This is a genomic window from Palleronia pelagia, assembly GCF_900110115.1.
Lineage (GTDB): Bacteria > Pseudomonadota > Alphaproteobacteria > Rhodobacterales > Rhodobacteraceae > Palleronia > Palleronia pelagia.
In genome coordinates this window covers 1-25,179 of record NZ_FOCM01000008.1, presented here as the reverse complement: position 1 = coordinate 25,179, position 25,179 = coordinate 1, and the positions used below count along the sequence as shown (strand labels likewise).

Below are 25,179 nucleotides of genomic sequence, written 5' to 3'. Positions count from 1 at the left end.
CGGCGCGGCGGCGCCCGCGTCGCGCGGTCAGTCCAGCTCGTCCAGCATCCCGGCGAGCATGTCGATCTCCTCGGCGTCCAGCGGCATCAGCGGACGCGGCAACGGGGCGGCGCACAATCCGCGCAGCCCGACGATGGCGTGAGCCACGCGCAGGCTGCCCCGCCGCGCCATCAGCCCGAAAAGGGGCGCCAGCGCGGTCTCCCGCGCCTCAACCGCCTCCGCATCGCCCGCCTGCGCCGCGCGCACCAGGGCCAGAGCCGGGCCCGCCAGGCTGCCCGCAAGGCTGGAATGCCAAGCGTCCGCGCCCGCCAGCATCGCCCGACCGCACCCGGCCATGCCGCTGGCCCCCAGCGCCACGTCGGCCAGCCCGTCGCGCATCCGCGACAGCTCGGCTGCGGGGTCGTCGCGCGGCACCGGCACCTTCACCGCCGCCACGCCGGGCAGTTGGGCCAGCCGCGCCAGCAGCTCGGACGTGAAACGGAAATGGGTCGTTCCGGGGTTGTCATAGACGCAGAGCGGCAGGTCCCCCGCCAGCGACACGGCGCGGAAATGGGCGTGCACCTCGGCCTCGGTCAGCGGCTGGTAGGACATGGGCGCCAGCAACAGCCCGTCCACCCCCGCCCGCGCCGCATCGCGCGCCAGGTCCTCGGCCCAGTCGGTGCGCATGGCGCCCACGCCCACGACCAGCGGCACGCGGCCGTCCAGCGCCTCGACCGCCGCCGCCAGCACCCGCTTGCGGGCGGGCAAGTCCAGGTAGGCATAGTTGCCGGTGCTGCCCAGCAGGCCCACGGCATCCACCCCCGCATCGACCAGGGGCGCGAGCACCCGGCCCAGCGCATCGAGGTCGGGCGCGCCGTCGGCATCCATCGGGGTCACGGGATAGGCCAGCAGGCCGTGAAACGGTGTCATGCGCGCAGCATTGCGCCCGCCGCCGGGAATCGGCAAGCGCGATCAGGCGGCCTGGTCGTCGCGCCCCATCAGCCGCACCACGTCGTCCAGCGTCACGCGCCGCACGACGGGGATCTCGGGCCGGACCTCGTCACTCTCGCGGTCGCGGCGGGCGCGGGCACGCGCCAGCAGGGCGCGGATATGGGTCTGCTTTTCCATGGCGCCACCCTGCCCCGCAAACGTGGCGCCATCGGGGCCGCAGCGCGGCATTGCCCCGGCGCGGGCTTGGTGCGATGCTACGATCCAATCAAGAAAAGCAAGGTGAGCAGCATGTCCGAAGACCTTCTGAAGGGGAACGCCGCCCCCGCCTATGACGCCTCGTCGATCGAGGTGCTCGAGGGGCTCGAACCCGTGCGCAAGCGCCCGGGCATGTATATCGGCGGCACCGACGAACGCGCTCTGCACCACCTGGTGGCCGAGGTGCTGGACAATTCCATGGACGAGGCCGTCGCCGGTCACGCAAACCGCATCGAGGTCGAGCTTCACGCCGATCACTCGGTCACCATCCGCGACAACGGACGCGGCATCCCCACCGACCCGCACCCCAAATTCCCCGACAAGAGCGCCCTGGAGGTCATCCTGTGCACGCTCCACGCGGGCGGCAAGTTCTCGGGCAAGGCGTACCAGACCTCCGGCGGCCTGCACGGCGTGGGCATCTCGGTGGTCAACGCGCTGTCCGATCACGTCCGGGTCGAGGTCGCCCGCGACCGCAAGCTGGTGGCGCAGGAATTCACGCGCGGCAAGCCCGTGGGCCCGGTGGCCGACGCCGGCGCCGCGCCCAACCGCAAGGGCACCTCCGTCACCTTCCACCCCGATGCCGAGATCTTCGGCGCGCTGAAATTCAAGCCCGCCCGTCTGATGAAGATGGTCCGCTCCAAGGCCTACCTGTTCTCGGGCGTCGAGATCCGCTGGAAGACCGCGATCGAAGATGGCGACACCCCGAAGGAAGCCACCTTCCACTTCCCCGGCGGGCTGGCCGATTACCTGAAGGAAACGCTGGGCGGCGCGGCCACCTATGCCGACGCGCCCTTCGCCGGCAATGTCGATTTCCGCGATGCGCCCGGCAAGGTGGAATGGGCCATCAACTGGACCCCCGCGCGCGACGGCTTCGTGCAATCCTACTGCAACACCGTCCCCACCCCCGAGGGCGGCACGCACGAGGCCGGGTTCTGGGCCGCCATCCTCAAGGGCATCAAGGCCCACGGCGAACGGTCGGGCATGAAGAAGGCCAAGGACATCACGCGCGAGGATCTGGCGGCGGGCGGCTGCGCGCTGGTCTCGTGCTTCATCGCCGAGCCGGAATTCGTCGGCCAGACCAAGGATCGGCTCGCCACCTCCGCCGCCCAGGGCCTGGTGGAAAGGGCCGTGCGCGACCATTTCGACAACTGGCTCGCGTCGGACACCAAGGCCGCCGGCGCCATCCTCGACTACCTGATCCTGCGGGCCGAGGAACGGATGCGCCGCCGCGCCGAAAAGGAGACGCAGCGCAAGTCCGCCACCAAAAAGCTGCGCCTGCCCGGCAAGCTGGTCGATTGCTCGACCTCGGCGCGCGACGGCACCGAGTTGTTCATCGTCGAGGGCGACAGCGCGGGCGGCTCGGCCAAGATGGCGCGCGAGCGCAAGACCCAGGCGCTGCTGCCACTGCGCGGCAAGATCCTGAACGTGCTGGGCGCGGCGTCGTCCAAGCTGGGCAGCAATGCCGAGATCAACGACCTCTGCCAGGCGCTCGGCGTGGGCATGGGCACCAAGTTCAACCTCGACGACCTGCGCTACGACAAGATCATCATCATGACCGACGCCGACGTGGACGGCGCCCATATCGCGTCGCTGCTGATGACGTTCTTCTACACCCAGATGCGCCCGCTGATCGACGCGGGCCACCTCTACCTCGCCTGCCCGCCGCTCTTCCGCCTGACGCAGGGGGCCAAGCGCGTCTACTGCCTGGATGAGGCCGAGAAGGAGGCGTGGCTGCAAAAGGGCCTGGGCGGCAAGGGCAAGATCGACGTCAGCCGCTTCAAGGGCCTGGGCGAGATGGACGCCAAGGACCTGAAGGACACCACCATGGACCCGAAGTCACGCAAGCTGATCCGCGTGAAGATCGTCGACGAGGTCACGGGCGAGACCGGAGACCTGGTGGAGCGGTTGATGGGGAAGAAACCCGAGCTGCGCTTCGAATACATCCAACAGAACGCGCAGTTCGTGGAGGAGTTGGATGTCTGAATGGCTAAATTAGGTTCGGCTGGCCTTCTGGAAAATCCTGAAGATACTGACTTTCCGTTACTTTTGGAAGATCTTGAGGTCGGCTTTCGACAAACGTAGAAAGCAACTTCAATTTTCTATAAGTCGATTTATCCCTAGCATAGTCCGGGCCAATATCTGCAAGAGTGCCAAGCCAATCTTCTAAAATTTTTTGACCGATGTCTTCAGTCGTGCGCCTGACTATTTCAACTAAGAACTGGAAGGTTTCCTCTAGAAATTTTATCGTCATAGCAATTGATTGCTCCGAAAGACGTTGCTCTCCCATCCTAGAAGCATCGTAATGGGTCACAAACCCTGCATTGTGCGCAACGGAATGCCGCGCGATCCAAAGCTTTTCAAGATCTTCTGTCTCAGCATTTGAGATCGGTCTGCGCTGGAATAGCTGCTGATACCTATCGTTTACGACTGTTGGGCTGTGCCACCTCGAAGATGAATGAACCAGCATTGCACCAACCGAACTCGTGTTCCCTCGCGTCGCTAGAACCTTTGGCTTATCGATCGTCATCCAATCACATTTATCGACTGAGCTGTCTAAATGAACGGTCGCGTCGATTGCCTTTGCCACAAAGTCCTTCAGAAAGTATTCAAAAGAAGCCATCAGCTGCCCAAATATTGCCAGGTTAATCCTCTGCCTATGTTTGATGGCGGTACCTGTGCGTGCGTCCTCTGCCAGTCGGCCATCTTTGAAATAGTCAGCTGCTAAAAGGAGGCCTCGCCCTTGAGCGTAAAAGAAAGAGCCTGGACTCTCAACTCTTTTCTTCTCATCACGCTTACGATCCGCGGTATCTCTATCGAACGAGCTGAACTCAAATCTAGACAATACAAATCCCCTAAAGCAGAAAAATTAGGCGCCCGGAGGGTCCCTTTATGAAGATGGTGGGAGCGCGCCCTCTCTGAGCCGAATACACTATTCCACCGGTATTTTGTATGTTCGGCAAACTACCACCCAAGGTATACGGAATTTATAGAGATGTCTCGTCCCATAGTGGAGCGCCCGCCCGGTGGGAGCGGAGCGGACACGGCCGGCGGTGACCGCCGGGCAGTGGGGAGGACGCAAGACACGTCAGGCTCCGAAACTGTTCGGTTCCGGCACGCTCCCTGCGCTACCCCAACCCAATCTCGGAAAACTCAAGGACGGCCCGGCCCGCGACACGGAGCCAGCCAGTATCGGCCCCGCCCATTCTCACATTGCCGTCTGACCCTCGGCAGAAAAGCGCGGTCGATCGCGTGGCCCCCCGTACGACAGGGCTGTCTGGATCATCCGCGCCTCGCAGCCGTTCTCGTCGGTTAGCACCACTGTACTGCCGTCGAACGGCGCTAAAAGGAAATAGCCGCCTAAGATTCGCGACCGGGTCTTCCCCGCTCAACCGCCCCCAAACACCCCATTCCCAACACCCCCGCCCCGCGCTACGGTCCCGGCGACACCACCCCAACCGGACCCGTGCCCATGCCCCGCCTGCTTCTCCTCGCCCCGCTCCTCCTCGCCGCCTGCATCGCGGATCCCGACCAGATCGAGAGCCCCGAGATCGAGGTCGTCACCGACCAGGGCACCGTGACCTGCCAGCTCTACACCCTGCGCAACACGCTCTACGACCGCGCGGTGCTGCGGCCCGCCTCGATGACCGACGCCGTGGCCAATGCCATCTGCCGCGACGAGGGCGAGCGTCGCCTGGCCGGGCTCAACGCCGCGGGCTGACCCGCCCACCACCCCTGCCACGCAATGAAAAAGGGGCCGCCCGGCGGGCAGCCCCCTGTCGGCACGAGTGTGCGCCTGGCTCACATCGCGGCCTGGCCCGCGGGCAGCAGCACGCGGTCGATGACGTGGACCACGCCGTTCGACTGGGTCACGTCGCTCTGGATGACCCGCGCCTCGCGCCCGTTCTCGTCGGTCAGCACCACCGTACCGCCCTCCAGCGTCGCGGTCAGCGTGCAGCCGCCCACGGTGGGCACCGGGTGCGCGCCGTTGTCGTCGGCGATCATCCCGACGATGGCATTCGCATCCGCGTTCGCCGCGACCACGTGACAGGTCAGCACCTGGCGCAGCTGCTGCTCGTTCGCCAGCAGCGCGTTGAGCGACTCGTCCGTGATCCGCTCGAAGGCCCGGTTGGTGGGCGCGAAGACGGTGAAGGGCCCGGGGCCGTTCAGCGTGTCGACCAGCCCGGCCTCGGTCACCGCGGTCACCAGCGTCGTCAGGTTCGGCGCGTTCGAGGCATTGGCGGCGATGGTCTTCTCGGGAAACATCTCGGCGCCCCCGACAGTGGGGTTGTCTTGGGCGGTGGCCGTTCCGGCGGCCAGCAGGGCGGCACAGGTGGTCAGGGTGATCTTGTTCATGTTTCTCTCCCGTTCTGGTTCGCTGGCCGCGGAGTTCCGCCGCCATCACCCGGAGCCACGAAGGCCGGGCCGGAAAGTTTCAGAGCGCGACAATCCCGTACACCAGGCGTCCGACGCCCGGTGTACGTCATGGGCCACCCGGTGCACGCCCGCCGCCGTATCGGTGCACGCCCACGGCACACCATGCGCACCCCTGCCGCACGGGCCGTGGACCGGCGCGGCACGGCCGGTGTACGGCCCGTGCACGGCGACGCGGTTGCCCCTTGCCGCGCCGCCGGACCGGGCGCACCATCGCCCCATGCGCGCCCTTCTCCTCGCCCTCCTGCTGCTCCTGCCCGCCTGCGGCCGCCCCCTCAGCGACGGGGAAACCCGATTCGCCCGCGACACCCTTGGCCCCACCCTCGACACCAGCCGCGTCCGCGTGCACCGCAGCGCGCTCGTGGGCCTCGTCCCCCTCTCGCGCCCAGCGCGACCCGCCGTGGCCTGCCGCGAACGCATCCGCCCGCCCGAGCGCGGCACCGTCACCGGCCGCATCGCCGCCATGGTGCTGTTCAACCGGATCGTCATGGCCAACCCGTTGCATCTGGACGATTTCCTGGGAGATTACCCGCGATCCATGCAGCTCGAGGATGCCATGCTGCTGGCCCATGAGCTGACCCACACCTGGCAATGGCAGAACCGGGAGACCACCGGCTACCACCCCCTGCGCGCCGCGACCGAACATCTGCCAGCCACCGATCCCTACCTGTTCGAGCTCGAAAACAACGTCCGATTCGAGGAATATCCCTTCGAACAGCAGGCCTCGCTGGTCGAGGAATTCGTCTGCTGCCGCGCGCTGGACCCCCACGGCGCCCGCACCGACCGCCTCCATGCGCTGCTCAGCCCGCACTTTCCCCAAGTTGCGAGATTTCCCGCCACTCAACCCAAAGACGTGTTGCTTTTTTGGCCCAACGCCCCGCGTTCCGGCATCTGCGACTAAAGAAAGGGACCACAACGCTCTTATGTTAATTTACACTGAAATCATCCCGGGCGTGGTGGTCCGGGGTTTCTCCCTGATGGACTGGCCGCGCCTCGTGCGCGGCCATTTTTTATGAAATCAGTGACTTACGCTGTGTCAAGCGGCGCGATCAGCCCGGGGCCGCTGGCCCGATTCGAGTTCACGGCCGGGTCGACCCGGTACATCCCAAGCGAATCTTCGGGGGCCGGCCGCATCAGCGGCGCCGCCGGGTCGTCCGTCTCGCCCAACCAGCGCGCCACGTCCTTTCCGTCCAGGATCACCGGCATCCGGTGGTGGATCCGCCCCATCGTGTCGTTCGCCGCGCAGGTGACGATGGCGCAGGTGGTGACCGGCGCCTCGCCCTTGTCCCAGACCTGCCAGATGCCCGCGAAGGCCAGCGGCGCGTCGTCCGGCGGGTGGATGAACCACGGCAACCGGTTGCCCTCCGCGTCCTTGGTCCATTCGTAGAACCCGCTGGCCGGGATGACGCAACGCCGCTTCTTCGCGGCGTCGCGGAAAGTGGGTTTCTCGACGATGGTCTCGGCCCGCGCGTTGATCAGAAGCGGCCCGTCATTCAGCGCCTTGGCCCAGAAGGTGACGAAGCCCCAACGCAGCGATTGCAGCCGCCGCGTGCCATCGGCGTTGGTCACAGCGTGCACCTGCACTGTCGGGCAGACGTTGTAATTCGGTCCCTCCGGCAGGTCGTTGTCGGGCTGGGCGTCGAAGATCCGCGCCAGCGCGTCCGGAGGGTGGGTCATGACGAAACGGCCGCACATGGACCGAGGATAAGCCGCCGCGCGCCGGAGCGGAAGGGACACCGGCAAACGCAAAGGGGCCGCCCCGAAGGACGGCCCCCTGCAATGGCTGGAAAAGGCAGCCTTATTCCATGGTGATGCGGCCGTCCACGACCGGCGTGTAGGGCGCGTTCTCGGCCAGGTACTCCGCCGTCACATCGGCCAGGTCGGGGCCGAAGTCATAGGCGTTGTCGGCATTGACGAACATCGAGTAGCCGTCGCCGCCGTTCCGGACGTAGTTGTTGGACACCACGCCATAGGTGGCCTCGGGGTCGATGGGCTCGCCGCCCACCATCACGTCGCTGACGCGGCTGCCCGGCTCGGCCGAGGTGTCGATTGCATAGCTCATGCCCGCGACCTGGGCGAAGCGGCCGGCGCCGTCCTCGATCTGGCTGGCCCCGTTCTCCAGCGCCTCGACCAGGGTGGCGCCGGTCACCTCGAAGGTGGACAGGGTGTTCTGGAACGGCAGCACCGTCAGCACCTCGCCCATGGTGACCTCGCCCGCGTCGATGGACGCGCGCAGGCCGCCGGCATTGGCGATGGCCACCTGGATGCCCTGGTCGGCCACGCGGTCCAGCATGGCGTCGGCCACGAGGTTGCCCATCTGGCATTCCTGGGCGCGGCAGACCTCGCGCGCGCCTTCGATCGGCTCGCTCGTCTCGGCGACCACGCGGTTGCGGATCTCGTCCAGGGGCTGGGCCCGCTCGGCGATCAGCTCGACCGTGGCGCCGTCTTCGGCCACGGCGGCGTCAATCAGCAGCGGCGCACCGGTGGCCTCGGTCAGGTTGCCGTCATCGTCGAAGGTGACGTTCAGCTCGCCCAGGTACTTGCCGTAGGCATAGGCCTGCACGATCGCCGTGTCGCCCACCATCGTGGGATAGGGGCCATCCGCGCCTTCCATGTCGCCCAGCAGCGTGTTCGAGTGGCCGCCCACGATCACGTCGACGCCGGTGGTGTTCTCGGCCACGCGCTGATCCACGCCGTAGCCCGAGTGGCTGAGCACGACGATCTTGTTCACGCCCTCTTCGGTCAGGCGGTCGACTTCACCCTGCACCGCATCGACCGGATCGGTGAAGATCACGTTGGGGCCGGGGCTGGCCAATTCGTCGGTGTCCTGCGGCGTCAGGCCGATCAGGCCGATGCGCTCGCCGCCCTTCTCGATCACGGTCGACTTGGCGATCTTGTCGGACAGCAGGGGCTCGCCCGAGATGTCGGCGTTTGACATCAGGATCGGGAATTCCACCGCGTCGACGAAACCGGCCAGGACCTCGGGGCCGTCGTCGAACTCGTGGTTGCCCACGGTCATGGCGTCGTAGCCCAGCATGTTCATCATCTCGGCCGCCAGCGCACCCTTGTAGTAGGTGTAGAACAGCGTGCCCTGGAACTGGTCGCCGCCGTCGACCAGCAACGGGGTCTCGGCGCGGGCGCGGGCCTCGGCCACGGCGGTCACCAGGCGGGCCGAGCCGCCGAAGCATTCGCCCGCCTCGTTGTCCTCGGCCGAACAGGTGCTGTCATAGGCGCTGATCGGCTCGAACCGTGCGTGGAAGTCGTTGGTGTGCAGAATCGTCATCGAGAATTCGGCAGAGGCCGCGCCAGCGGTCAGTGCCGTCGCCGCGACGGTGGTGAATAGCGTTCGGATCATGGTGGTCCCCCTGAAGGATCGATTGTTCTGGACGAACACTGCGACGAAGCCCGGGGCGTGTCAAAGCATGCCGGGTGGCGTGCGGGGTGACCAAGGGGAAGCCGGGCGATCCTGCCCGAAATGGCGGCGCCCGGCCCTAGCGCAGCAGGCCGCGCAGCCAGAGCGCCGCGTAGAACACCGGATAGCGCAGGACAGACCCGGCAGCGACGACGAAAAGCAGCGCCGCCCAGGTGGCGACCGATACCCAGAGCCAGGCCACAATGGGCAATGCGATGGTGATCAGAACGCAGGCGGCGGGCCAGTGGTGCCGCTTCGAGGGCAGCATGGCGATCAGGTTTGCCGCCACCAGCCAGAGCAGCGCCGCGATGGCCGCGGCGCTCATGTCTCGCCCTTTGCGTCGACGTTATCGTGGCGCAGCGCCTCTTCGGCCTTGCGGGCGGCACCGGAGAGCGGACGACGGAAGATGGAGACCACGGCAGCGACGGAGGCCAGCGTGACCCAGATCCCGTGGGCCAGCGCGAGAAGCGCCAGGAGACCGGGCGCCAGAAGCACGAGCAGACCGGCCGGCAGGCGCTGGCGGCGCGAGGGCAGCAGCGCAACCAGCGAGGCCGCCACCACCCACAGACACCCGAGGACCAGCGCCACCGACATGGCCGTCAGCGCTCTTTTTCCAGCCGCGCGGGCAGGTTGTTGGCCCATGCGCTGATCGTGCCGGCGCCCAGGCAGACGACCATGTCGCCCGGCCCGGCCTGTTCGCGCACCAGCCGTTCAAGGTCGTCCTCGGTCAGCAGCGCGCGGGCGTGGCGGTGGCCGTGACGGATCAGGCCCGCGACCAGGTCATCGCGGCCCGCGCCCGGGATCGGATCCTCGCCCGCCGCGAAGACGTCCGAGATCGCGACCACGTCGGCATCGTTGAAACAGCCGCAGAAATCCTCGAACAGGGATGCGAGGCGCGAGAAACGGTGCGGCTGGTGCACGGCGATGACGCGCCCCTTGGTCGCCTGGCGCGCGGCCTTCAGCACGGCGGCGATTTCCACCGGGTGGTGGCCGTAATCGTCGATGATCGTCACGCCGCCGACCTCGCCCACCTTGGTGAAGCGACGGTTGACGCCGCCGAACTTGGCCAGCGCGCTGCGGATTTCCTCGGGCTCCATGCCCAGGTGCCGCGCCACGGCCACGGCGCTCAGCGCGTTCGACACGTTGTGGTCGCCCGGCATGGGCAGCGTGCAGCCCTCGATGACCATGTCATCCTGCTGCAGCGCGATGTCGAAATGGGCCACGGCGGCGTCGTAGTGCAGGTTCACCGCCCGCACATCCGCCTGCGCGTTGAAGCCGAACGTCACCACGCGGCGGTCGGTGATCCGGCCCACTAGCGCCTGGACCTCGGGATGGTCGGTGCAGCAGACGGCGATGCCGTAGAACGGGATGTTCGAAACGAAGTCGTGGAAGCCCTGGCGCAGGGTGTCGAAGTCCTTCCAGTGCTCCATGTGCTCGGGGTCGATATTTGTAACGATCCCGATGGTGGCGGGAAGGCGGTTGAAGGTGCCGTCGGATTCATCGGCCTCGACCACCATCCACTCGCCCTGCCCCATCCGCGCGTTCGAGCCGTAGGCGTGGATGATGCCGCCGTTGATTACGGTGGGGTCGATCCCGCCTTCGTCCAGGACGGCGGCGACCATGGTGGTGGTGGTCGTCTTGCCGTGGGTGCCCGCCACGGCGATGTTGGACTTGAGACGCATGAGCTCGGCCAGCATCTCGGCCCGGCGCACCACGGGCAGCTTGCGCGCCCGCGCGGCGTCCAGCTCGGGATTGCCCGGCTTGATCGCGGACGAGATCACCACGACCTCGGCCCCTTCGAGATTGTCCGCCGACTGCCCCACGAACACCCGCGCGCCCAGCTTCTCGAGCCGCGCGGTGATCTTCGAGGCCTTCGCGTCCGAGCCCTGGACGGTGTAGCCGTGGCTCATCAGCACCTCGGCGATCCCGGACATGCCGATGCCGCCGATGCCGACGAAATGGATCGGGCCCATCTGGGTGGGCAGCTTGGTGGGGCGCGGCGTCATGGCGTATCCCGGCTCGATTGTTTCGTGCTTCATGGCTCGGTGCCCCTTCTCATCAGGTCTCGTTCAGCCCCGCAACCGCTGTCGCGAGGTCGGCCAGATCCTCTGCCGCGTCGGGACGCCCCTCGGCAAGGGCATTCCGCGCCATTTCCTGCGCAGCTTCGGGTTGTGTCAAAACGGCCAGCATCGCTTCGGACAGGGATGTCGATGTCAGCTTCGATTCGGGGATGACGATGGCCGCGTCGGCCCGCGACAGGCCGCGCGCGTTCGCCGTCTGGTGGTCGCCCGCCGCCGCCGCGAAGGGCACCAGGATCGACGGACGACCGATGGCCGCGATGTCGGCCACCGAAGATGCGCCCGAGCGGCTGACGATCAATTGCGCCTCGCTCATCCGCCTGGCGATGTCGTCGAAGAACGGCGCCACCTCGGCGTCGATGCCGGCCTCGTCGTAGAAGGCGCGCACGCGGGCCTCGTCCTCTCCGCGGGCCTGATGCGCGACGCGCAGGTTGCCCCGCAGCCCTTCGGGCAGTTCGGCCACCGCGTTCGGCACGGTATCCGACAGGATGCGCGCCCCTTGGCTGCCGCCGATCACCAGCAGCGACATGGGGTAGTCGCCGGGTGGGATATAGCCCGCGCCGGCCCGCGCCTTGACCGCCGCACGGATCGGGTTTCCAGTATGGTGCGCCTGGATGCCCTCGGGCAGGTCGGTGGGCCAGACGCCGCAGGCGAAGGCCTGAACGCGCGGCCCGAACAGCCGATTGACCCGGCCGGGCACGCCGTTCTGCTCGTGGATCATGCGCGGCAGCTTCAGGATCTGCGCCGCCGCCAGCGCCGGGATCGACGGGTAGCCGCCGAAGCCGACGACCACCGCCGGCCTGTCGCGGCGCAGCGACATCACCGCGCGGCCCACGCCGCCGGCGATGCGGAAGGGCACGCCCAGCTTCGCCAGGATACCGCCGCGCGCGAAGGTCGCCGAGGGCACCTGGCGCACGGCAACCTCCTCGGGGAAACCGCCCACGAAGCGCGCGCCCCGGGCGTCGGTGGACAGCGCCACCCGCCAGCCGCGGCGCAGCAGCACCTCGGCCAGCGCCTGGGCGGGGAACATGTGCCCGCCGGTGCCGCCCGCGGCCAGGAGGGCGAGCGGCGCCGCCATCAGTGGCCGCGCCCGGTCAGGATGTCGCCGATCTCACCCTGCGCGCGGGTCCGGGTGAAGGCCAGGAGCATCCCCACCGCGATACCGCCCGCGATCAGGGACGACCCGCCGTAGCTGACGAAGGGCAGCGTCATCCCTTTCGCGGGCAGCAGGCGCACGGCCACGCCCATGTTGATCATCGCCTGCACGCCGAACATGCAGGCCAGCCCCGTGCCCGCGAGCCGGATGAACGGATCCCGTTCGCGCAGAAGCCGGACCAGCGACCGCACCACGATGGTGCCGTAAAGCGCGATGATGAACAGGACCAGCATCAGGCCGTATTCCTCGGCCGCGACGGCGATGATGAAGTCGGTGTGAGCGTCGGGCAGCGACTGCTTCACCTGCCCCTCGCCCACGCCGACGCCGAAGAAACCGCCCTGCTGGATCGCGTTGGTCGCGTAGCCAAGCTGCGTCGTGGGATCGAGGTCGGGCGACAGGAAGCCGTCGATGCGGCGCGCGAAATGCTCCGAGCTCGAATAGGCCAGCGTGCCCGCGAATGCCACGGCGCCGGCCAACACCATCAGCAGCGTGATGGGGGCGCCCGCCACGAAATACATCACGCCCCAGCCGAACAGGACGAGGCAGGCCTGCCCGAAATCGGGCTGCATCGCCAGGATCAACACGATCGCGACGGTCAGCATGAAGCTGTAGCTCTTGCCCGGCGGGCCGCCGAGATGCTGGCTGGCCGAGATCATCCAGGCCGCCACGACGACGAACCCGGGCTTCAGGAACTCCGACGGCTGCAACGATGCAAAGCCCAGCGAGTACCACCGCACCGCGCCCTTGCCGAAATCGGTCCCGGCGAAGGGCAGCCCCAAAAGCGCCACGAACGTGACGATGAAGCCCAGCACGCCCAGCCGCCGCACCAGCGTGGGCGACATCATCGTCGTGACCAGCAGCGTGACCAGCGCCGCGCCCCCGAAGATCACCTGGCGCTCGACGTAGTGGAAGGGCTCGAACCCGTTGCGCGCCGCCAGGGGCGGCGACGAGGCCAGCCCCAGCAGCAGCCCTACGCCGAACAGCATCAGGACACAGCCAAGCGACCACTTGTCCAGCGTGCTCCACCAACGGGGAAGAATCGGGTCACCATCGCGCGCGGGAATCGCGCCATAGACCATCTCAGTCATGGGATACCGCCAATAAGCCTCAGTGCGCCCGTTTTCCGGGTCTATCTCGCGAGTCTAAGGGTAAACGTGCGGTCGAATCCAGCCTTTTCAGCCCTTGCGCGGCGGGTTTCGCCGTGGTTTGGCGCGTCCATGACGAAATCGACACGGGTGCCAGTGGTGATCCTCGGCGCGGGCGCGGCCGGGATGATGTGCGCGGCCCATGCGGGGCCCGGCACGCTGGTGCTGGACCACGCCAAGGCGCCGGGCGAAAAGATACGGATCTCGGGCGGCGGGCGCTGCAATTTCACCAACATGCAATGCGACCCCGAGGCCTTCCTTTCGGGCAATCCGCATTTCGCCAAGTCCGCGCTCAGCCGCTACACCCAGTGGGACTTCCTCGATCTGGTTCAGCGCCATGGCATTCCCTGGCACGAGAAGACGCTGGGCCAGCTCTTCTGCGACCGTTCGGCACGCGACATCATCGACATGCTGCGCACCGAGATGGAGCGCGCGGGCGCCGAGCTGTGGCTGAAGACCGAGATCGGCGAGGTCTCGCACGACGGCACGCAGTTCAATCTGCAAGTGGACCGCGAAGGCCGGCGCCAGACGATCACCTGCGACCGACTGGTGCTGGCGACGGGCGGCCTGTCGATCCCGAAGATGGGCGCGAGCGGCCTTGCCTACCGGCTGGCCCGGCAGTTCGGCCTGCCGGTGACCGAGACCCGGCCGGGGCTGGTGCCCTTCACCTTCTCGGGCGCGCCACTCGAGGCGCTGAAGGCGCTGGCGGGTGTCTCCACCCCGGCCCGGGTGCGCGCCGATGGCCCGGCCTTCGACGAGGCGCTGCTTTTCACTCATCGCGGCCTCTCCGGCCCGGCGGTGTTGCAGGCGTCGAGCTACTGGCGCGAGGGGCAGTCGGTCACCATCGACCTCGACCCCGATGGCGCCGTGGTGCCGGCCCTGCGCGCCGCCCGCGGCACCGAGGGGCGCCGCGGCCCCGCCACCGTGCTGGGCCGCCACCTGCCTGCGCGGTTGGCCCAGGCCGTGCTCGAGGACGCGCCCCTGCCAGCACGGCTCGGCGATTGCAGCGATCGCGACCTCGACGTGCTGGCCGCGCGGCTGTCCGACTGGCGCGTCACGCCCGCCGGGACCGAGGGGTATCGCACGGCCGAAGTCACGCTGGGCGGGATCGATACCGGCGCGCTCTACAGCAAGACCATGGCGGCGCGGGAGGTGCCGGGTCTCTACGCCATCGGTGAGGCCGTGGACGTCACGGGCTGGCTGGGCGGCTACAATTTCCAATGGGCCTGGTCCTCGGGCTGGGCGGCCGGTCAAGCCATCACCGCCGCGCGCCGGGGCTGAGCCGCGCGCGGGCCGACATCCGTTCACCCGAGGGGTCTTGCAGACCGGTGATACGTATCGACCACCTTCGCCCCGGCGGTGCGCGTTATCACGCCCGCCGCGCACTTAGCACGCTAAACATCGGGCACGCGCCCCCCTCCATCACTGGTCTGAAAATACTCAGTTCGGACGGCCAGACACACGCGACACGTCGGCCCCTTCGCCCAAAGCCTGGAAGCCGAAGTCAGGCGGGCGGTTCGACCCCGTCGAGCGCGGTGACGCAGGCGACGAAATCCTCGCCACGCTTCTCGAAATTCGGGTACTGGTCGAAGCTCGCGGCGGCGGGGGCCAGCAGAACGGTATCGCCCGGCTGGGCCTCGGCCGCGGCACGGGCGACGGCGGTGCGCATGTCCTCGCAGATCTCGACCGGCAGGCCTGCAAGTTCCACCGCGAAGTCGCGGGCCGAGTGCCCGATCAGGTAGGCCTTGGTCACCGATCCCAGCTGGTCCTGGAGCCCCTTCAGGCCACCATCCTTGCCCAGCCCTCCGGCGATCCAGCGGATATTGCCGAACGCCGACAGAGCCTTGGCGGCCGCGTCCACGTTGGTGGCCTTGCTGTCGTTGACGAAGCGCACGCCGTCCCGCTCGGCCACCAGCTGGCTGCGGTGGGGAAGGCCGCGAAAGCTGCCCAGCGCGGCCTCGATCCCGCGCGGCGGCAGGCCCAGCGCCCGCGCGACGGCATAGGCGGCGCAGGCGTTCTGGTGGTTATGCGCCCCCGGCAGGCCCGCGATGGGCCGCAGGTCGATGGCGGCCACCTGCCGCCCCTTGCGCCACTCCGACAGGAATCCCTTGCGCGCGGTCACCGACCATCCCGGCCCCGGCAGCTTGCGCGTCACCGACACCGCGATCACCCGGTCGTCGCCCGGCGCTTCGCCCAGCTGCGACGCGAGATAGCGGCCCTCGACCTCGTCGACCCCGATCACGGCGCGGTCCGGTCCGCCCTCCGAGAACAGCCGGCGCTTGGCCGCGAAATAGCCGCCCATGCCGCCGTGCCGGTCCAAGTGGTCCGGGGTCAGGTTGGTGAAGACGGCGATATCGGGGGTCAGCGCGCGCGCCAGCTCGGTCTGGTAGCTCGACAGTTCCAGCACGACGATCCCGCCATCGTCTGGCGGCTCCAGGTCCAGCACGCCGCGGCCGATATTGCCGGCAAGCTGCACGGTCCGGCCCGATTCGGACAGGATATGGTGGATCAGCGCCGAAGTGGTCGATTTGCCGTTGGACCCGGTCACGGCGACCACGCGCGGCGGGGTGTCCATGCGCTCCCACTCGCGCGTGGCGAGCGAGCGGAAGAACAGCCCGATATCGTTGTCGACCGGAACGCCGGCGGCCATGGCGGCCGCGATCACCGGGTGCGGCTTGGGATAGAGATGCGGAATCCCGGGCGAGGTGACCAGCGTCGCCACATCGTCGAAGGCGCCCGCCCGGGTGAGATCGCGGATGGCGAAGCCCTCGGCCTCGGCCACCGCGCGGCCCTCCTCGCGGTCGTCCCAGCACAGCGGCTCGGCCCCGCCCGCGCGAAGGGCCCGCGCCGCCGACAGGCCCGAGCGGCCCAGGCCCAGCACCGCGACGCGCGCACCGTCGTATCCGATGACCGGGATCATGGGCCTAGCGCAGCTTCAGCGTGGCCAGGCCGATCAGCGCCAGGATCAGGCTGATGATCCAGAACCGGATGACGATCTGCGGCTCGGCCCAGCCGCGTTTTTCGAAATGATGGTGGATCGGCGCCATGAGAAACACGCGGCGCCCGGTGCGCTTGAAGTACAGAACCTGGATGATGACGCTCAGCGCCTCGACCACGAACAGGCCGCCGACGATGGCCAGCACCAGTTCGTGCTTGATCGCCACCGCGATGGCACCCAGCGCGCCGCCCAGCGCCAGCGACCCGGTGTCGCCCATGAAAACAGCGGCGGGCGGCGCGTTATACCACAGGAACCCCAGCCCCCCGCCGATCAGCCCGGCCGTGAAGATCAGGATCTCGCCCGTTCCCGGCACGTAGTGCACGTCGAGATACTCGCTGAAATCGACCCGCCCCACCGTGTAGGCGATCACGCCCAGCGTGCCGGCGGCGATCATGACCGGCATAACCGCCAGCCCGTCCAGGCCATCGGTCAGGTTCACGGCGTTGGCCGCGCCGACGATCACGATCATCGCGAACGGTATGAAGAAGATGCCGAGATTGAGCAGAAGCTCCTTGAAGACGGGGAAGGCCAGCTGCTGGCTCAGCTCGGCGGGATGGGCCCAGACGGCCACGCCACCCGCTATCCCGGCAATCAGGAAACCCAGTGCCAGCCGCAGCTTGCCTGGCACACCGGCATGGGTATTCTTTTTCACCTTTGCATAGTCGTCCGCGAACCCGATGGCCCCGAAGGACATGGTGACGAAGAGCAGCATCCAGACATAGGGGTTGTCGAGCCGCGCCCACAGAAGGGTCGACACGATCAGCGCGCCCAGGATCAGCACGCCCCCCATGGTGGGGGTGCCGGCCTTGGTCTGCATGTGGGTTTCCGGGCCGTCGCTGCGAATCGGCTGGCCGTGGCGCTGGCGGCGGCGCAGCAGGTTGATCAGCGGCTGGCCGAAGATGAAGCCGAAAATCAGCGCGGTGAAGAACGCGCCGCCCGAGCGAAAGGTGATGTATTGGAAGAGGTTGAACAGGTCACCTCCGTCCGAGAACTCGGATAGCCAGTAGAACATGGAGTGCGGCCCCCCTTCGGTCCGCGTCTAGATCGTCTCGCGCGCCGGGTGGCCCAGATTGCGGATGGCGTCAACGATGCGCGCGGTTTTGGCGCCCTTCGAGCCTTTGACAAGCACGATATCGCTGTCGCCCACCAGATCGCGGATGCGCTGTGTCATCTCGTCCGCGGTCTCCATCCACTGGCCGCGTCGCGGCGCGGGCAGCGCATCGAGCGCGTGTTTGATCAGGGGCCCGGCCCCATGGATGATGTCGATCCGGTCCAGGCCGGGGTGATCGGCGATGGCGGCGTGCAGGGCCGTCGCATCGTCGCCCAGCTCCAGCATGTCGCCCAGGAAGGCCACGCGCCGCCCGCCCCGGCCCGGCGTGGCCGAGATCAGAACGTCCAGCGCGGCGGCCATCGAGGCGGGGTTGGCGTTGAAGGCGTCGTCGATCAGCGTCAGAGCCGACCCGGTCTGCGGATCCAGCGTCACCGTCTCGCGGCGGCCACGGCCCACCGGCGGCTGCCAGCGGCCCAGCCCCTGCGCCGACAGCGCAAGGTCGGCCCCGGCGGCCGTCGCCGCGGCCAGCGCGCCCAGAGCGTTCAGCGCCAGGTGCCGCCCGGGCGCTTGCAAGGCGACCGGTACCTGCCCGTGCGGGGAGGCGGCCATGAGGACCAGCGCGCCCTCGGCCGGGCGCAGATCGGCGATGTGCCACGGCAGCGCTGTGTCCCCACCGAAGCGAAGGGCCTTGCGCCGCGCCGCGCCCGCGTCGACCACATCTTTCGCCTCGGGGGCGAGGTCGGTGGGCAGGATGGCGATTCCGTCCGGCTCGAGACCGTCACAGATGGCCATCTTCTCGGCCGCGATGCCGGCGATACTGTCGAAGGCCTCGAGATGCGCGGGCGCGACGGTGGTGATCAGCGCCACATGCGGGCGGGCCAGCCGCGACAGCGGCGCGATCTCGCCCGGGTGGTTCATGCCGATCTCGACGATGGCGAAATCGGTCTCGGCGGGCATGCGGGCCAGGGTCAGCGGCACGCCCCAGTGGTTGTTGTAGCTGGCCTCGGCGGCGTGAATGCGCCCCTGTCCGGTCAGCGCGGCGCGCAGCATTTCCTTGGTGGTGGTCTTGCCCACGGATCCGGTGACGGCGATGACCCGGGCCCTGGTGCGGGCGCGGGCCGCGGCGCCAAGCTGGCCGAGCGCGTCCAGCACGTCGTCCACCAGCAAGAGCGGGGCATCCGGTGCGATACCGTCCGGCACGCGACTGACCAGCGCGGCGGCCGCCCCCTTGTCCAGGGCCTGTGCCACGAATTCGTGTCCATCCCGCGCGGCGCTGAGGGCAACGAAGAGGTCACCCGGCTGAAGGCTGCGAGTGTCGATCGACACGCCACTGGCGCGCCAGTCACCCGTGGCCCGCCCACCGGTGGCGCGGGCCGCCTCGTTTGCCGTCCAGAGTGCTTCGCTCACGCCACGCGCCCGTCCAGCGCGGCCACCGCGACGCTGGCCTGTTCGCGATCGTCGAAGGGATAGACGGTGTCACCGACGGTCTGGCCGGTCTCATGCCCCTTGCCCGCGATCAGCAGCGCGTCGCCCGCACCCAGCGCATCGACCCCCCGCAGGATCGCCTCGGCGCGGTCGCCGACCTCGATCGCGTCGGAATCGGACTTGAGGATTTCCGACCTGATCGCTGCCGGATCCTCGGATCTGGGGTTGTCGTCTGTCACTATTCGAACATCGGCGTGGTCCCGCGCCGCTTCGCCCATGAGCGGGCGCTTGCCCCGGTCCCGGTCGCCACCCGCGCCGTAGACGACGATCAACCGGCCCAGCACGTGGGGCCGCAGCGCGCGCAGCGCCGTCTCGAGCGCGGCGGGCGTGTGTGCATAATCGACGAAGACGGCGGCACCGGTGTCACGGGTGGCAGCCAGCTGCATGCGGCCCCGGACGGTGACGAGCTTGGGCAATGCGGCGAAGACATCGCGCGGCTCGATTCCGCTGGCGATGGCGAGGCCGGCGGCCACCAGCACGTTTTCCGCCTGGAACCCGCCGATCAGGCCCATCCGCACCTGTTGCGCGGTGCCGTTCCACTCGAACCGCAGATCCTGTCCCGTGGCGTCGTAGCGTTGCGAGACGATCCGCAGCGCGGCATCGGCGCGCCGCCCGACGGTGATCACATCCTGCCCCCGGCGCTCGGCGATGGCTAGCATGTCGGCGCCGCGGCTGTCGTCGAGATTGATGACCGCGGTCCCGTCCTCGGGCAGCACCCGGTCGAATAGGCCCGCCTTGGCGGCGAAATACGCCTCGAAACTCTCGTGGTAGTCCAGGTGATCCTGGGTGAAGTTCGTGAAGGCCGCCGCGTTCAGCGCGACGCCGTCCAGCCGCCGCTGGTCCAGACCGTGGCTGCTGGCCTCCATCGCCGCGTGGGTGATGCCGTGGCGCGTCGCTTCGGCCAGGGTGCGGTGCAGCGTGATCGGCTCGGGCGTGGTGTGCGACAGCGGCGCCTCCCACGCGCCCTCGACCCCCGTGGTCCCGAGGTTCACCGCATCCAGCCCCAGCGCCCGCCAGATCTGCCGCGTGAAGCTCGCCACCGAGGTCTTGCCGTTGGTTCCCGTGACGGCGACGCAGACCTGCGGCTGGCGGCCGAACCACAGCGCGCAGGCCAGCGCGAGGGTCTGGCGCGGATCCTCGGCCAGGATCACCGGCACGTCCGCAGCCTCGAGCGCATCCGCCGCTATCGCGGCACCCGCCCGGTCGGTCAGGATGGCCGCCGCCCCCTGCGCAAGCGCCTTGGCGATGAACGCGGCCCCGTGAAGCTTGGCGCCCGGCACGGCCGCGAACAGGTGGCCGGCTTCCGTCTTGCGGCTGTCCACCGACAGCCCGGTGATTCGCGCCTCTTTCCCGCCCTGGGCCGTCAGCCCCAGGTCGGCCAGCGATTTCGTGCCATCGGTCATCGGCGTGCCCCTATTCGTCCGAGGCCAGTGTTAACTTGGATGGAAGGACAGGTTCAATCTCGGGTCGCAGTCCCAGAAGCGGCGCGGTCCGCCGGATCACCTCGGCGGCGACGGGCACCGCCGTCCAGCCCGCCGTGCGCTTGGGCTCGGGCCCCGAGTTGTCCGAGGCCTCGTCCAGCGACACGACCAGCACGTAGGCCGGGTCGTCCGAGGGAAAAACCGAGGCGAAGGTGTTGATATTCTTGTCGTTATGGTAGCCGCGGCCGTCGCGGCGCGGCTTGTTGGCCGTGCCGGTCTTGCCCCCCACGTTATACCCCGGCACGGCACCGAAGCTGGCGGTGCCGCGCGTCACGACCTCGCGCAGCATCTTGGCCGAGGCGCGCGACACCTCGGGCGAGACCAGCCGCTCGCCCGGTTCGACCCGATCTTTGCGCAGGATCGTCGGCTTCACCGCCGTCCCCCCGTTCAGAAGCGACGCGTAGGCGGTGGCCAGATGCAGCGGCGAGACCGAGAAACCGTGCCCGTAACTGGCGGTGATCGTTACGATTTCGGACCACGACGCCGGAACCAGCGGGCGGGCGCCCGGCGCCTCGACCAGCTCGATCGGAGTGGGTTCGAACACGCCGAATCGCGACAGGAATTCCTGCTGCCGCTTGCCCCCGATCTGAAGCGCCAGCTTGGCGGTGCCCACGTTTGACGAATGCACGATCACGTCGGTCAGCGACAGAAGCGGGCCGTAGTTCTTGTTGCGGTATTCCTTGATGCGGAACCGCCCCCAGGTCATCGGCGCGTCGGCATCCACCATGGTCTGCGGTCCTGCCAGCCCCAGCTCCATCGCCTGGGCCGTGGTGAAGATCTTGAAGGTCGAGCCCAGCTCGTACACCCCCTGCACCGCGCGATTGAACAGCGGACTTTCGCTGGCGTCGCCCTGGGTCAGCGGCCGCGGCCGGTCGTTCGGATCGAAATCGGGCAGCGAGGCCATGGCCACGACCTCGCCCGTGTGCACGTCCATGAGGATGCCGGCCGCGCCCTTGGCATTCATCAGCTTCATGCCGCCGTAGAGCACCTCGCGCATGGCGCTCTGAACGGTGAGGTCCAGCGACAGCTGCAACGGCGCGCCGCCGTTCGCCGGGTCGCGCAGGTAGTCGTCAAAGGCTTTTTCCACCCCCGCAACGCCCAGCACCTCGGCCGAATGGACCCCTTCGCGCCCAAAGCTCGCGCCGCCCAGCACGTGGGCGGCCAGCTTGCCATTGGGATAAAGCCGCATCTCGCGCGGGCCGAACAGCAGGCCCGGGTCGCCGATATCGTGGACGGCCTGGCGTTGCTCGGGGCTGATCTTCTTCTTGATCCACAGGAACTTGCGGTCGCCGGTGAAATCCTTGACCAGACGCTCTTCGTCGAGATCGGGAAAGATCTCGACCAGTTTGCGCGCGGCCCCGCGCTTGTCGATCATCAGCGGCGGCTGGGCATAAAGCGCGTAGGTCGACAGGTTGGTGGCCAGAAGGCGGCCATTGCGGTCGATGATGTCGGCGCGCTGCGCCACGATATCGCTGGACGAGACCGCCGCGCGCGGCTCCATCGGTTCGGACGCGGCCAAAAGGCCCATGCGCGCACCGACCACGGCGAAGGCACAGAAGAAGAAGCACGCCAGCACCAGCAGCCGCCCCTCGGCGCGGCGGCGGGCGCGGTCGCGCATTTCCTCGTGGCGCAGGCGCAGGTTCTCGCGCTCGATCGCGTCGGGGTTCTCGCCCTTCTCGCGCGCGTCGAGGATGCGGGCCAGCGGGCGGAGCGGTGTGCGGGTCATGGATTGGCGCCAGTGCTGTCGACGGGAATCGGGTTCAGGATCGGGCCGCCCAGGATCGTGCCGGGATAGGCGATCTGCTCGGTGCGGGCGAAATGCTCGGGCGTCAGCGGCAGAAGCTTCAGCCGGTCGAAATTCAGGTCGGCCAGGTCGCGCAGGCGCTCGGGACGGTTCAGATAGGCCCATTCGGCCCGCAGGATCGCCAGCGTCTCGCGCTCGGTTCCGATCTTGCGCTGCAGGGTCTCGACGTCGTTCAGGGCTTCCTGCGTCTCGTAATTCTCGGAATAGGCCCAGACGGCCAGGGCCATGACGGCCATTCCCGGCAGCAGGTAGAGAAGCGTGCGCATGACGTTCAGATGTCCCCTTCCATGTCGATCCTCGGCAGGCCCAGCCGGGCGCGGTCGGCGGGTGCGGCGGGCGCGTCCGTGCGCTGCGCCATGCGCAGCCGGGCCGAGCGTGCACGCGGGTTTTGCGCGATTTCGTCGGCATCGGCGGCGATGCCCTTGGTCACGCCCGTGAAAGCCGGCGGCGCGCTCTCGGTCACGGGGGCATAACGGTTGGCATTGCCGCCCCCGCCCGACCGGTCCTGGAAGAACCGTTTGACCACGCGATCCTCGAGCGAGTGGAAACTGACGACCGCCAGCCACCCGCCCGGGGCGAGCGCCCGCTCGGCCGCCTCGAGCCCCGCGACCAGCTGGCCGAATTCGTCGTTCACCGCGATCCGCAGCGCCTGGAACGTGCGTGTCGCCGGGTGGCTCTGGCCGGGCTTCGGGCGCGGCAAGGCCCGCTCGACCAATGCGGCCAGTTGTCCCGTGGTCGTGATCGGCGCGTCCGCGCGGGCGCGCGTGATCGCGCGGGCGATGCGGCGCGATGCGCGCTCTTCGCCGTAATGGAACAGGATGTCGGCCAGCCGCCCCTCATCCAGCTCGGCGACGAGATCCGCGGCGCTTGGCCCGATATCGCCCATCCGCATGTCCAGCGGGCCGTCGCGCAGGAAGGAAAAGCCGCGATGCGCCTGGTCCAGCTGCATCGACGACACGCCCAGGTCCAGCACCACGCCATCCACCGGCGCACCCGCGATGCGGTCGAGGTCGGAAAAGACCCCCTGCTCGAGCACCAACGCGTCGCCGTATTCATCGGCCCATTCGGCGGCCATGGCAAAAACCGTCGGGTCGCGGTCTATTCCGATCACCCGCTCGGCGCCCGCGGCCAGCAACCCCTGCGCATAGCCGCCCGCGCCGAAGGTGCCGTCGACCCAGGTCCCCGAAACCGGCGCGCAATGGGCCAGTATGGAATTGATCAGGACGGGGACATGGGGACGTTCAGACATACTCATCCGCCAGGCCCTCACATCAGACCGGCATCGCCGCTGAGATAGACGGCCGGGTCAAGGGTGGGATCGTAGTCATCCTCTTCCTTGAGGTTGCTCATGTCGTCGTTGGCGTAGGCCTCGGGCTCCCAGATCATGAAGGTCTGCGAATTGCCCACGACCAGGGCCTTGTCCGAAAGCCCGACCTTGTCGCGCAGGTAGGACGGCAGGACGATGCGGCCCGTGTCATCGAATGTCGCGGGGTGGACCTGCTGGGCGAACAGTTTCTGGAGCGCCGCGCGCTTCTTCGAGCCGGGATCCATGCCCCGGATCTGGCGGTGCACGCCCAGAAGGTCGTTGATCGAATAGACTTCCAGATAGTTGCGGCGATTGTCACCGAAGACGATCACCATCTGGGCGTTCTTGCCCGGCTCCCACTTGGGGTCGTTTTCCTCGAGCAGACGGCGAAAATCGGCCGGGATCGACAAGCGGCCCTTGCTGTCGATCTTGTTGTCGTATCGGCCGATATACATGCCGAACACGCGTGCCGTCTCCTTGCCTCTGTCCCGGTCCCGTCGCTAGAAACGGAAACGGCGATCCGAACTGCTGCCACTGTTCGGATCGCCGCCCTCGTCCCGTCTCCGGGGGGTCCGATCGCACGCGCCACCTGGGGGGATGTCTGCTCGCCCGCGCGCCGGATCTCTCTTAGTCATCGAAGAATGTGTGCCTGTATGAAACCTAAGCCTCTGTTTTCGTTGGAGCCTTTCGGATCTTTATGTCCGCTGCGGCCCTGCCCTTCGATGACCTAGGGATGGCATGGGAAAATATGGGAGGCAACAGAATTCTCTTCGCGCAGCGGGCGAGTTTCGGCTTGACTGCGGCCTGTTTCCGACACTTGCACACGGAAGCGTGAGTCTGAGACGGCTATATCGTGTAGTCCCGTTAACCTTAGCACTAAATATAGCTCAACAATCGAGCCGATTTTTTCGCCTATTTTTTGGGCGTGAGGGCCGATGGCTCGGATTCCCGGAACCGCACCCCCGACTCGGCCGGAATCGGGGTCGTCGCACCGCTTGATCCCATGCCGTCCCGGAATCATGCCGCATGACCCGCGGGTTTCCCATGCCGGCCCAAATCGGGTGCCGAAGCCGGGGGCGCATCTTGATCGTCGCGCCGATCGCCCTGCTTTCCGGGGGACCAGATCTAGCGCCTCGCCCAAAGAAACCGCCCCTTAACCAGGTCAGTGCTACATATGCAGATGCTGCATAGCAGCATTGATGACCCGGGCATTGTGCACCCGCAGCATAGGCCTATCTTTGGACCAACGCCGCAGACGAGACGGCAGAAAGGACGCCGAGATGAGCATGATGTCGCAAACCAACACCCACACCGGAATCGCGCAGGGCGCGTCGGGAATTTGGGAAACTCTGGGAACCCGCTTCGCGCAGTACCGTGTTTACCGCCGTACGCGCTCGGAACTGCAGATGCTTTCGAACCGTGAGCTGAAGGATCTGGGCATCGGGCGCAGCATGATCAACGCCATCGCGCACGAAGCCGCCTACGGGCGCAAGTAAGGAATAGCCGGCTTTCTCACCTCCTCCCGAGGAAGTCGGACCTGGCGGCGCGGCGCTGGACGCCCCCGCCCTTTTACAACGGCCCGAGACGGGCCCCGCATCGCGGACGAACCGACCTCCTCCCCGGTTTCGTTCGTGCCTGGCGGCGGGA

24 protein-coding genes are annotated in these 25,179 nt (G+C 67.8%); 5 read left to right on the top strand and 19 right to left on the bottom strand.

From position 1 onward, the window contains the following. Positions 1–27: 27 nt before the first annotated feature. Positions 28–909 carry a dihydrodipicolinate synthase family protein gene (locus BMX96_RS15500; protein WP_091846312.1) on the bottom strand — a complete coding sequence of 294 codons (882 nt, stop codon included), beginning with the start codon at positions 907–909 and terminating at the stop codon, positions 28–30. 42 nt (positions 910–951) lie between these two features. Further along, the gene (locus tag BMX96_RS19700; protein WP_175481764.1) at positions 952–1,107 is read right to left on the bottom strand and encodes a hypothetical protein; all 156 of its coding nucleotides are present in this window, start codon (positions 1,105–1,107) and stop codon (positions 952–954) included. A gap of 111 nt (positions 1,108–1,218) precedes the next feature. Here BMX96_RS19700 and parE point away from each other — a divergent pair, with 111 nt between their 5' ends. Next, positions 1,219–3,168 carry a DNA topoisomerase IV subunit B gene (parE, locus tag BMX96_RS15495; RefSeq protein WP_091846311.1) on the top strand — a complete coding sequence of 650 codons (1,950 nt, stop codon included), beginning with the start codon at positions 1,219–1,221 and terminating at the stop codon, positions 3,166–3,168. A 4-nt stretch (positions 3,169–3,172) separates the two neighbouring features. Here the strand turns inward: parE and BMX96_RS19380 are convergent, their stop codons facing one another. After that, positions 3,173–4,027, bottom strand: a complete 855-nt coding sequence (locus tag BMX96_RS19380) for a hypothetical protein (RefSeq protein WP_139210118.1) — start codon at positions 4,025–4,027, stop codon at positions 3,173–3,175. A gap of 627 nt (positions 4,028–4,654) precedes the next feature. Between BMX96_RS19380 and BMX96_RS15490 the strand changes: the two genes are divergently transcribed. After that, positions 4,655–4,903: a hypothetical protein gene (locus tag BMX96_RS15490; protein ID WP_091846310.1), complete on the top strand. Its 249-nt coding sequence runs from the start codon at positions 4,655–4,657 to the stop codon at positions 4,901–4,903. A gap of 80 nt (positions 4,904–4,983) precedes the next feature. Here BMX96_RS15490 and BMX96_RS15485 read toward each other — a convergent pair whose 3' ends face one another. Continuing rightward, entirely contained in the window at positions 4,984–5,538 is a 555-nt protein-coding gene (locus tag BMX96_RS15485; protein WP_091846309.1) for a fasciclin domain-containing protein, read from the bottom strand. Between the two features lie 298 nt (positions 5,539–5,836). Here BMX96_RS15485 and BMX96_RS15480 point away from each other — a divergent pair, with 298 nt between their 5' ends. Next, a complete protein-coding gene (locus tag BMX96_RS15480) occupies positions 5,837–6,517 on the top strand; it encodes a hypothetical protein (protein ID WP_091846308.1) in 681 nt (226 codons plus the stop codon). 125 nt (positions 6,518–6,642) lie between these two features. On the opposite strand, the gene BMX96_RS15475 is transcribed toward BMX96_RS15480, so the two are convergent. The 7 genes from BMX96_RS15475 to BMX96_RS15445 all read right to left on the bottom strand — a co-directional run bounded on the left by BMX96_RS15475 (position 6,643) and on the right by BMX96_RS15445 (position 13,350). Then, positions 6,643–7,311 carry an SOS response-associated peptidase gene (locus BMX96_RS15475; RefSeq protein ID WP_091846307.1) on the bottom strand — a complete coding sequence of 223 codons (669 nt, stop codon included), beginning with the start codon at positions 7,309–7,311 and terminating at the stop codon, positions 6,643–6,645. Between the two features lie 103 nt (positions 7,312–7,414). Beyond that, on the bottom strand, positions 7,415–8,971 hold the full coding sequence (locus tag BMX96_RS15470) for a bifunctional metallophosphatase/5'-nucleotidase (RefSeq protein WP_091846306.1): 1,557 nt from the start codon (positions 8,969–8,971) through the stop codon (positions 7,415–7,417). A gap of 136 nt (positions 8,972–9,107) precedes the next feature. Then, positions 9,108–9,353 (bottom strand): DUF2484 family protein, encoded by a 246-nt coding sequence (locus tag BMX96_RS15465; protein ID WP_073130566.1) that lies wholly within the window; start codon positions 9,351–9,353, stop codon positions 9,108–9,110. Continuing rightward, positions 9,350–9,622 carry a DUF2484 family protein gene (locus tag BMX96_RS15460; RefSeq protein ID WP_091846305.1) on the bottom strand — a complete coding sequence of 91 codons (273 nt, stop codon included), beginning with the start codon at positions 9,620–9,622 and terminating at the stop codon, positions 9,350–9,352. Before BMX96_RS15460 ends, BMX96_RS15465 begins: the two co-directional genes overlap by 4 nt. Before the next feature lie 5 nt (positions 9,623–9,627). Continuing rightward, positions 9,628–11,034, bottom strand: coding sequence for a UDP-N-acetylmuramate--L-alanine ligase (gene murC, locus BMX96_RS15455; RefSeq protein WP_091846440.1), 1,407 nt, complete (start codon positions 11,032–11,034; stop codon positions 9,628–9,630). A 52-nt stretch (positions 11,035–11,086) separates the two neighbouring features. Further along, positions 11,087–12,184, bottom strand: coding sequence for a UDP-N-acetylglucosamine--N-acetylmuramyl-(pentapeptide) pyrophosphoryl-undecaprenol N-acetylglucosamine transferase (locus BMX96_RS15450; RefSeq protein WP_091846304.1), 1,098 nt, complete (start codon positions 12,182–12,184; stop codon positions 11,087–11,089). Beyond that, the gene (locus tag BMX96_RS15445) at positions 12,184–13,350 is read right to left on the bottom strand and encodes a peptidoglycan glycosyltransferase FtsW (RefSeq protein WP_091846303.1); all 1,167 of its coding nucleotides are present in this window, start codon (positions 13,348–13,350) and stop codon (positions 12,184–12,186) included. The genes BMX96_RS15450 and BMX96_RS15445 overlap by 1 nt, the downstream gene beginning before the upstream one ends. Before the next feature lie 129 nt (positions 13,351–13,479). Between BMX96_RS15445 and BMX96_RS15440 the strand changes: the two genes are divergently transcribed. Further along, positions 13,480–14,688 carry a BaiN/RdsA family NAD(P)/FAD-dependent oxidoreductase gene (locus BMX96_RS15440; protein WP_091846302.1) on the top strand — a complete coding sequence of 403 codons (1,209 nt, stop codon included), beginning with the start codon at positions 13,480–13,482 and terminating at the stop codon, positions 14,686–14,688. A 223-nt stretch (positions 14,689–14,911) separates the two neighbouring features. Here BMX96_RS15440 and murD read toward each other — a convergent pair whose 3' ends face one another. From murD to BMX96_RS15400, 8 genes are read right to left on the bottom strand one after another with little or no spacing between them, the layout of a single operon-like run. Further along, positions 14,912–16,327 (bottom strand): UDP-N-acetylmuramoyl-L-alanine--D-glutamate ligase, encoded by a 1,416-nt coding sequence (murD, locus tag BMX96_RS15435; protein WP_073130547.1) that lies wholly within the window; start codon positions 16,325–16,327, stop codon positions 14,912–14,914. Between the two features lie 4 nt (positions 16,328–16,331). Further along, positions 16,332–17,417, bottom strand: coding sequence for a phospho-N-acetylmuramoyl-pentapeptide-transferase (mraY, locus tag BMX96_RS15430; RefSeq protein ID WP_091846301.1), 1,086 nt, complete (start codon positions 17,415–17,417; stop codon positions 16,332–16,334). Between the two features lie 27 nt (positions 17,418–17,444). Then, positions 17,445–18,863 carry a UDP-N-acetylmuramoyl-tripeptide--D-alanyl-D-alanine ligase gene (locus BMX96_RS15425; RefSeq protein ID WP_091846300.1) on the bottom strand — a complete coding sequence of 473 codons (1,419 nt, stop codon included), beginning with the start codon at positions 18,861–18,863 and terminating at the stop codon, positions 17,445–17,447. Further along, entirely contained in the window at positions 18,860–20,344 is a 1,485-nt protein-coding gene (locus tag BMX96_RS15420; protein WP_091846299.1) for a UDP-N-acetylmuramoyl-L-alanyl-D-glutamate--2,6-diaminopimelate ligase, read from the bottom strand. The genes BMX96_RS15425 and BMX96_RS15420 overlap by 4 nt, the downstream gene beginning before the upstream one ends. A 10-nt stretch (positions 20,345–20,354) precedes the next feature. Continuing rightward, positions 20,355–22,148: a peptidoglycan D,D-transpeptidase FtsI family protein gene (locus BMX96_RS15415; protein ID WP_091846298.1), complete on the bottom strand. Its 1,794-nt coding sequence runs from the start codon at positions 22,146–22,148 to the stop codon at positions 20,355–20,357. Continuing rightward, on the bottom strand, positions 22,145–22,492 hold the full coding sequence (gene ftsL, locus BMX96_RS15410) for a cell division protein FtsL (protein WP_073130525.1): 348 nt from the start codon (positions 22,490–22,492) through the stop codon (positions 22,145–22,147). Before ftsL ends, BMX96_RS15415 begins: the two co-directional genes overlap by 4 nt. A gap of 5 nt (positions 22,493–22,497) precedes the next feature. Beyond that, positions 22,498–23,481, bottom strand: a complete 984-nt coding sequence (rsmH, locus tag BMX96_RS15405) for a 16S rRNA (cytosine(1402)-N(4))-methyltransferase RsmH (RefSeq protein ID WP_407944674.1) — start codon at positions 23,479–23,481, stop codon at positions 22,498–22,500. Positions 23,482–23,492: 11 nt separating this feature from the next. Then, entirely contained in the window at positions 23,493–23,987 is a 495-nt protein-coding gene (locus BMX96_RS15400; protein WP_236737102.1) for a division/cell wall cluster transcriptional repressor MraZ, read from the bottom strand. 825 nt (positions 23,988–24,812) lie between these two features. Here BMX96_RS15400 and BMX96_RS15395 point away from each other — a divergent pair. Further along, positions 24,813–25,028 carry a DUF1127 domain-containing protein gene (locus BMX96_RS15395; protein ID WP_073130519.1) on the top strand — a complete coding sequence of 72 codons (216 nt, stop codon included), beginning with the start codon at positions 24,813–24,815 and terminating at the stop codon, positions 25,026–25,028. Positions 25,029–25,179: the final 151 nt, after the last annotated feature.

Bases quoted from the DNA above. Each gene is read 5' to 3' on its own strand.
- BMX96_RS15500 (WP_091846312.1), bottom strand. From the start codon at position 909: ATGACACCGTTTCACGGCCTGCTGGCCTATCCCGTGACCCCGATGGAT.
- BMX96_RS19700 (WP_175481764.1), bottom strand. From the start codon at position 1,107: ATGGAAAAGCAGACCCATATCCGCGCCCTGCTGGCGCGTGCCCGCGCC.
- parE (WP_091846311.1), top strand. From the start codon at position 1,219: ATGTCCGAAGACCTTCTGAAGGGGAACGCCGCCCCCGCCTATGACGCC.
- BMX96_RS15490 (WP_091846310.1), top strand. From the start codon at position 4,655: ATGCCCCGCCTGCTTCTCCTCGCCCCGCTCCTCCTCGCCGCCTGCATC.
- BMX96_RS15485 (WP_091846309.1), bottom strand. From the start codon at position 5,538: ATGAACAAGATCACCCTGACCACCTGTGCCGCCCTGCTGGCCGCCGGA.
- BMX96_RS15480 (WP_091846308.1), top strand. From the start codon at position 5,837: ATGCGCGCCCTTCTCCTCGCCCTCCTGCTGCTCCTGCCCGCCTGCGGC.
- BMX96_RS15475 (WP_091846307.1), bottom strand. From the start codon at position 7,311: ATGTGCGGCCGTTTCGTCATGACCCACCCTCCGGACGCGCTGGCGCGG.
- BMX96_RS15470 (WP_091846306.1), bottom strand. From the start codon at position 8,971: ATGATCCGAACGCTATTCACCACCGTCGCGGCGACGGCACTGACCGCT.
- BMX96_RS15465 (WP_073130566.1), bottom strand. From the start codon at position 9,353: ATGAGCGCCGCGGCCATCGCGGCGCTGCTCTGGCTGGTGGCGGCAAAC.
- BMX96_RS15460 (WP_091846305.1), bottom strand. From the start codon at position 9,622: ATGTCGGTGGCGCTGGTCCTCGGGTGTCTGTGGGTGGTGGCGGCCTCG.
- murC (WP_091846440.1), bottom strand. From the start codon at position 11,034: ATGACGCCGCGCCCCACCAAGCTGCCCACCCAGATGGGCCCGATCCAT.
- BMX96_RS15450 (WP_091846304.1), bottom strand. From the start codon at position 12,184: ATGGCGGCGCCGCTCGCCCTCCTGGCCGCGGGCGGCACCGGCGGGCAC.
- BMX96_RS15445 (WP_091846303.1), bottom strand. From the start codon at position 13,350: ATGACTGAGATGGTCTATGGCGCGATTCCCGCGCGCGATGGTGACCCG.
- BMX96_RS15440 (WP_091846302.1), top strand. From the start codon at position 13,480: ATGACGAAATCGACACGGGTGCCAGTGGTGATCCTCGGCGCGGGCGCG.
- murD (WP_073130547.1), bottom strand. From the start codon at position 16,327: ATGATCCCGGTCATCGGATACGACGGTGCGCGCGTCGCGGTGCTGGGC.
- mraY (WP_091846301.1), bottom strand. From the start codon at position 17,417: ATGTTCTACTGGCTATCCGAGTTCTCGGACGGAGGTGACCTGTTCAAC.
- BMX96_RS15420 (WP_091846299.1), bottom strand. From the start codon at position 20,344: ATGACCGATGGCACGAAATCGCTGGCCGACCTGGGGCTGACGGCCCAG.
- BMX96_RS15415 (WP_091846298.1), bottom strand. From the start codon at position 22,148: ATGACCCGCACACCGCTCCGCCCGCTGGCCCGCATCCTCGACGCGCGC.
- ftsL (WP_073130525.1), bottom strand. From the start codon at position 22,492: ATGCGCACGCTTCTCTACCTGCTGCCGGGAATGGCCGTCATGGCCCTG.
- rsmH (WP_407944674.1), bottom strand. From the start codon at position 23,481: ATGAGTATGTCTGAACGTCCCCATGTCCCCGTCCTGATCAATTCCATA.
- BMX96_RS15400 (WP_236737102.1), bottom strand. From the start codon at position 23,987: ATGTATATCGGCCGATACGACAACAAGATCGACAGCAAGGGCCGCTTG.
- BMX96_RS15395 (WP_073130519.1), top strand. From the start codon at position 24,813: ATGAGCATGATGTCGCAAACCAACACCCACACCGGAATCGCGCAGGGC.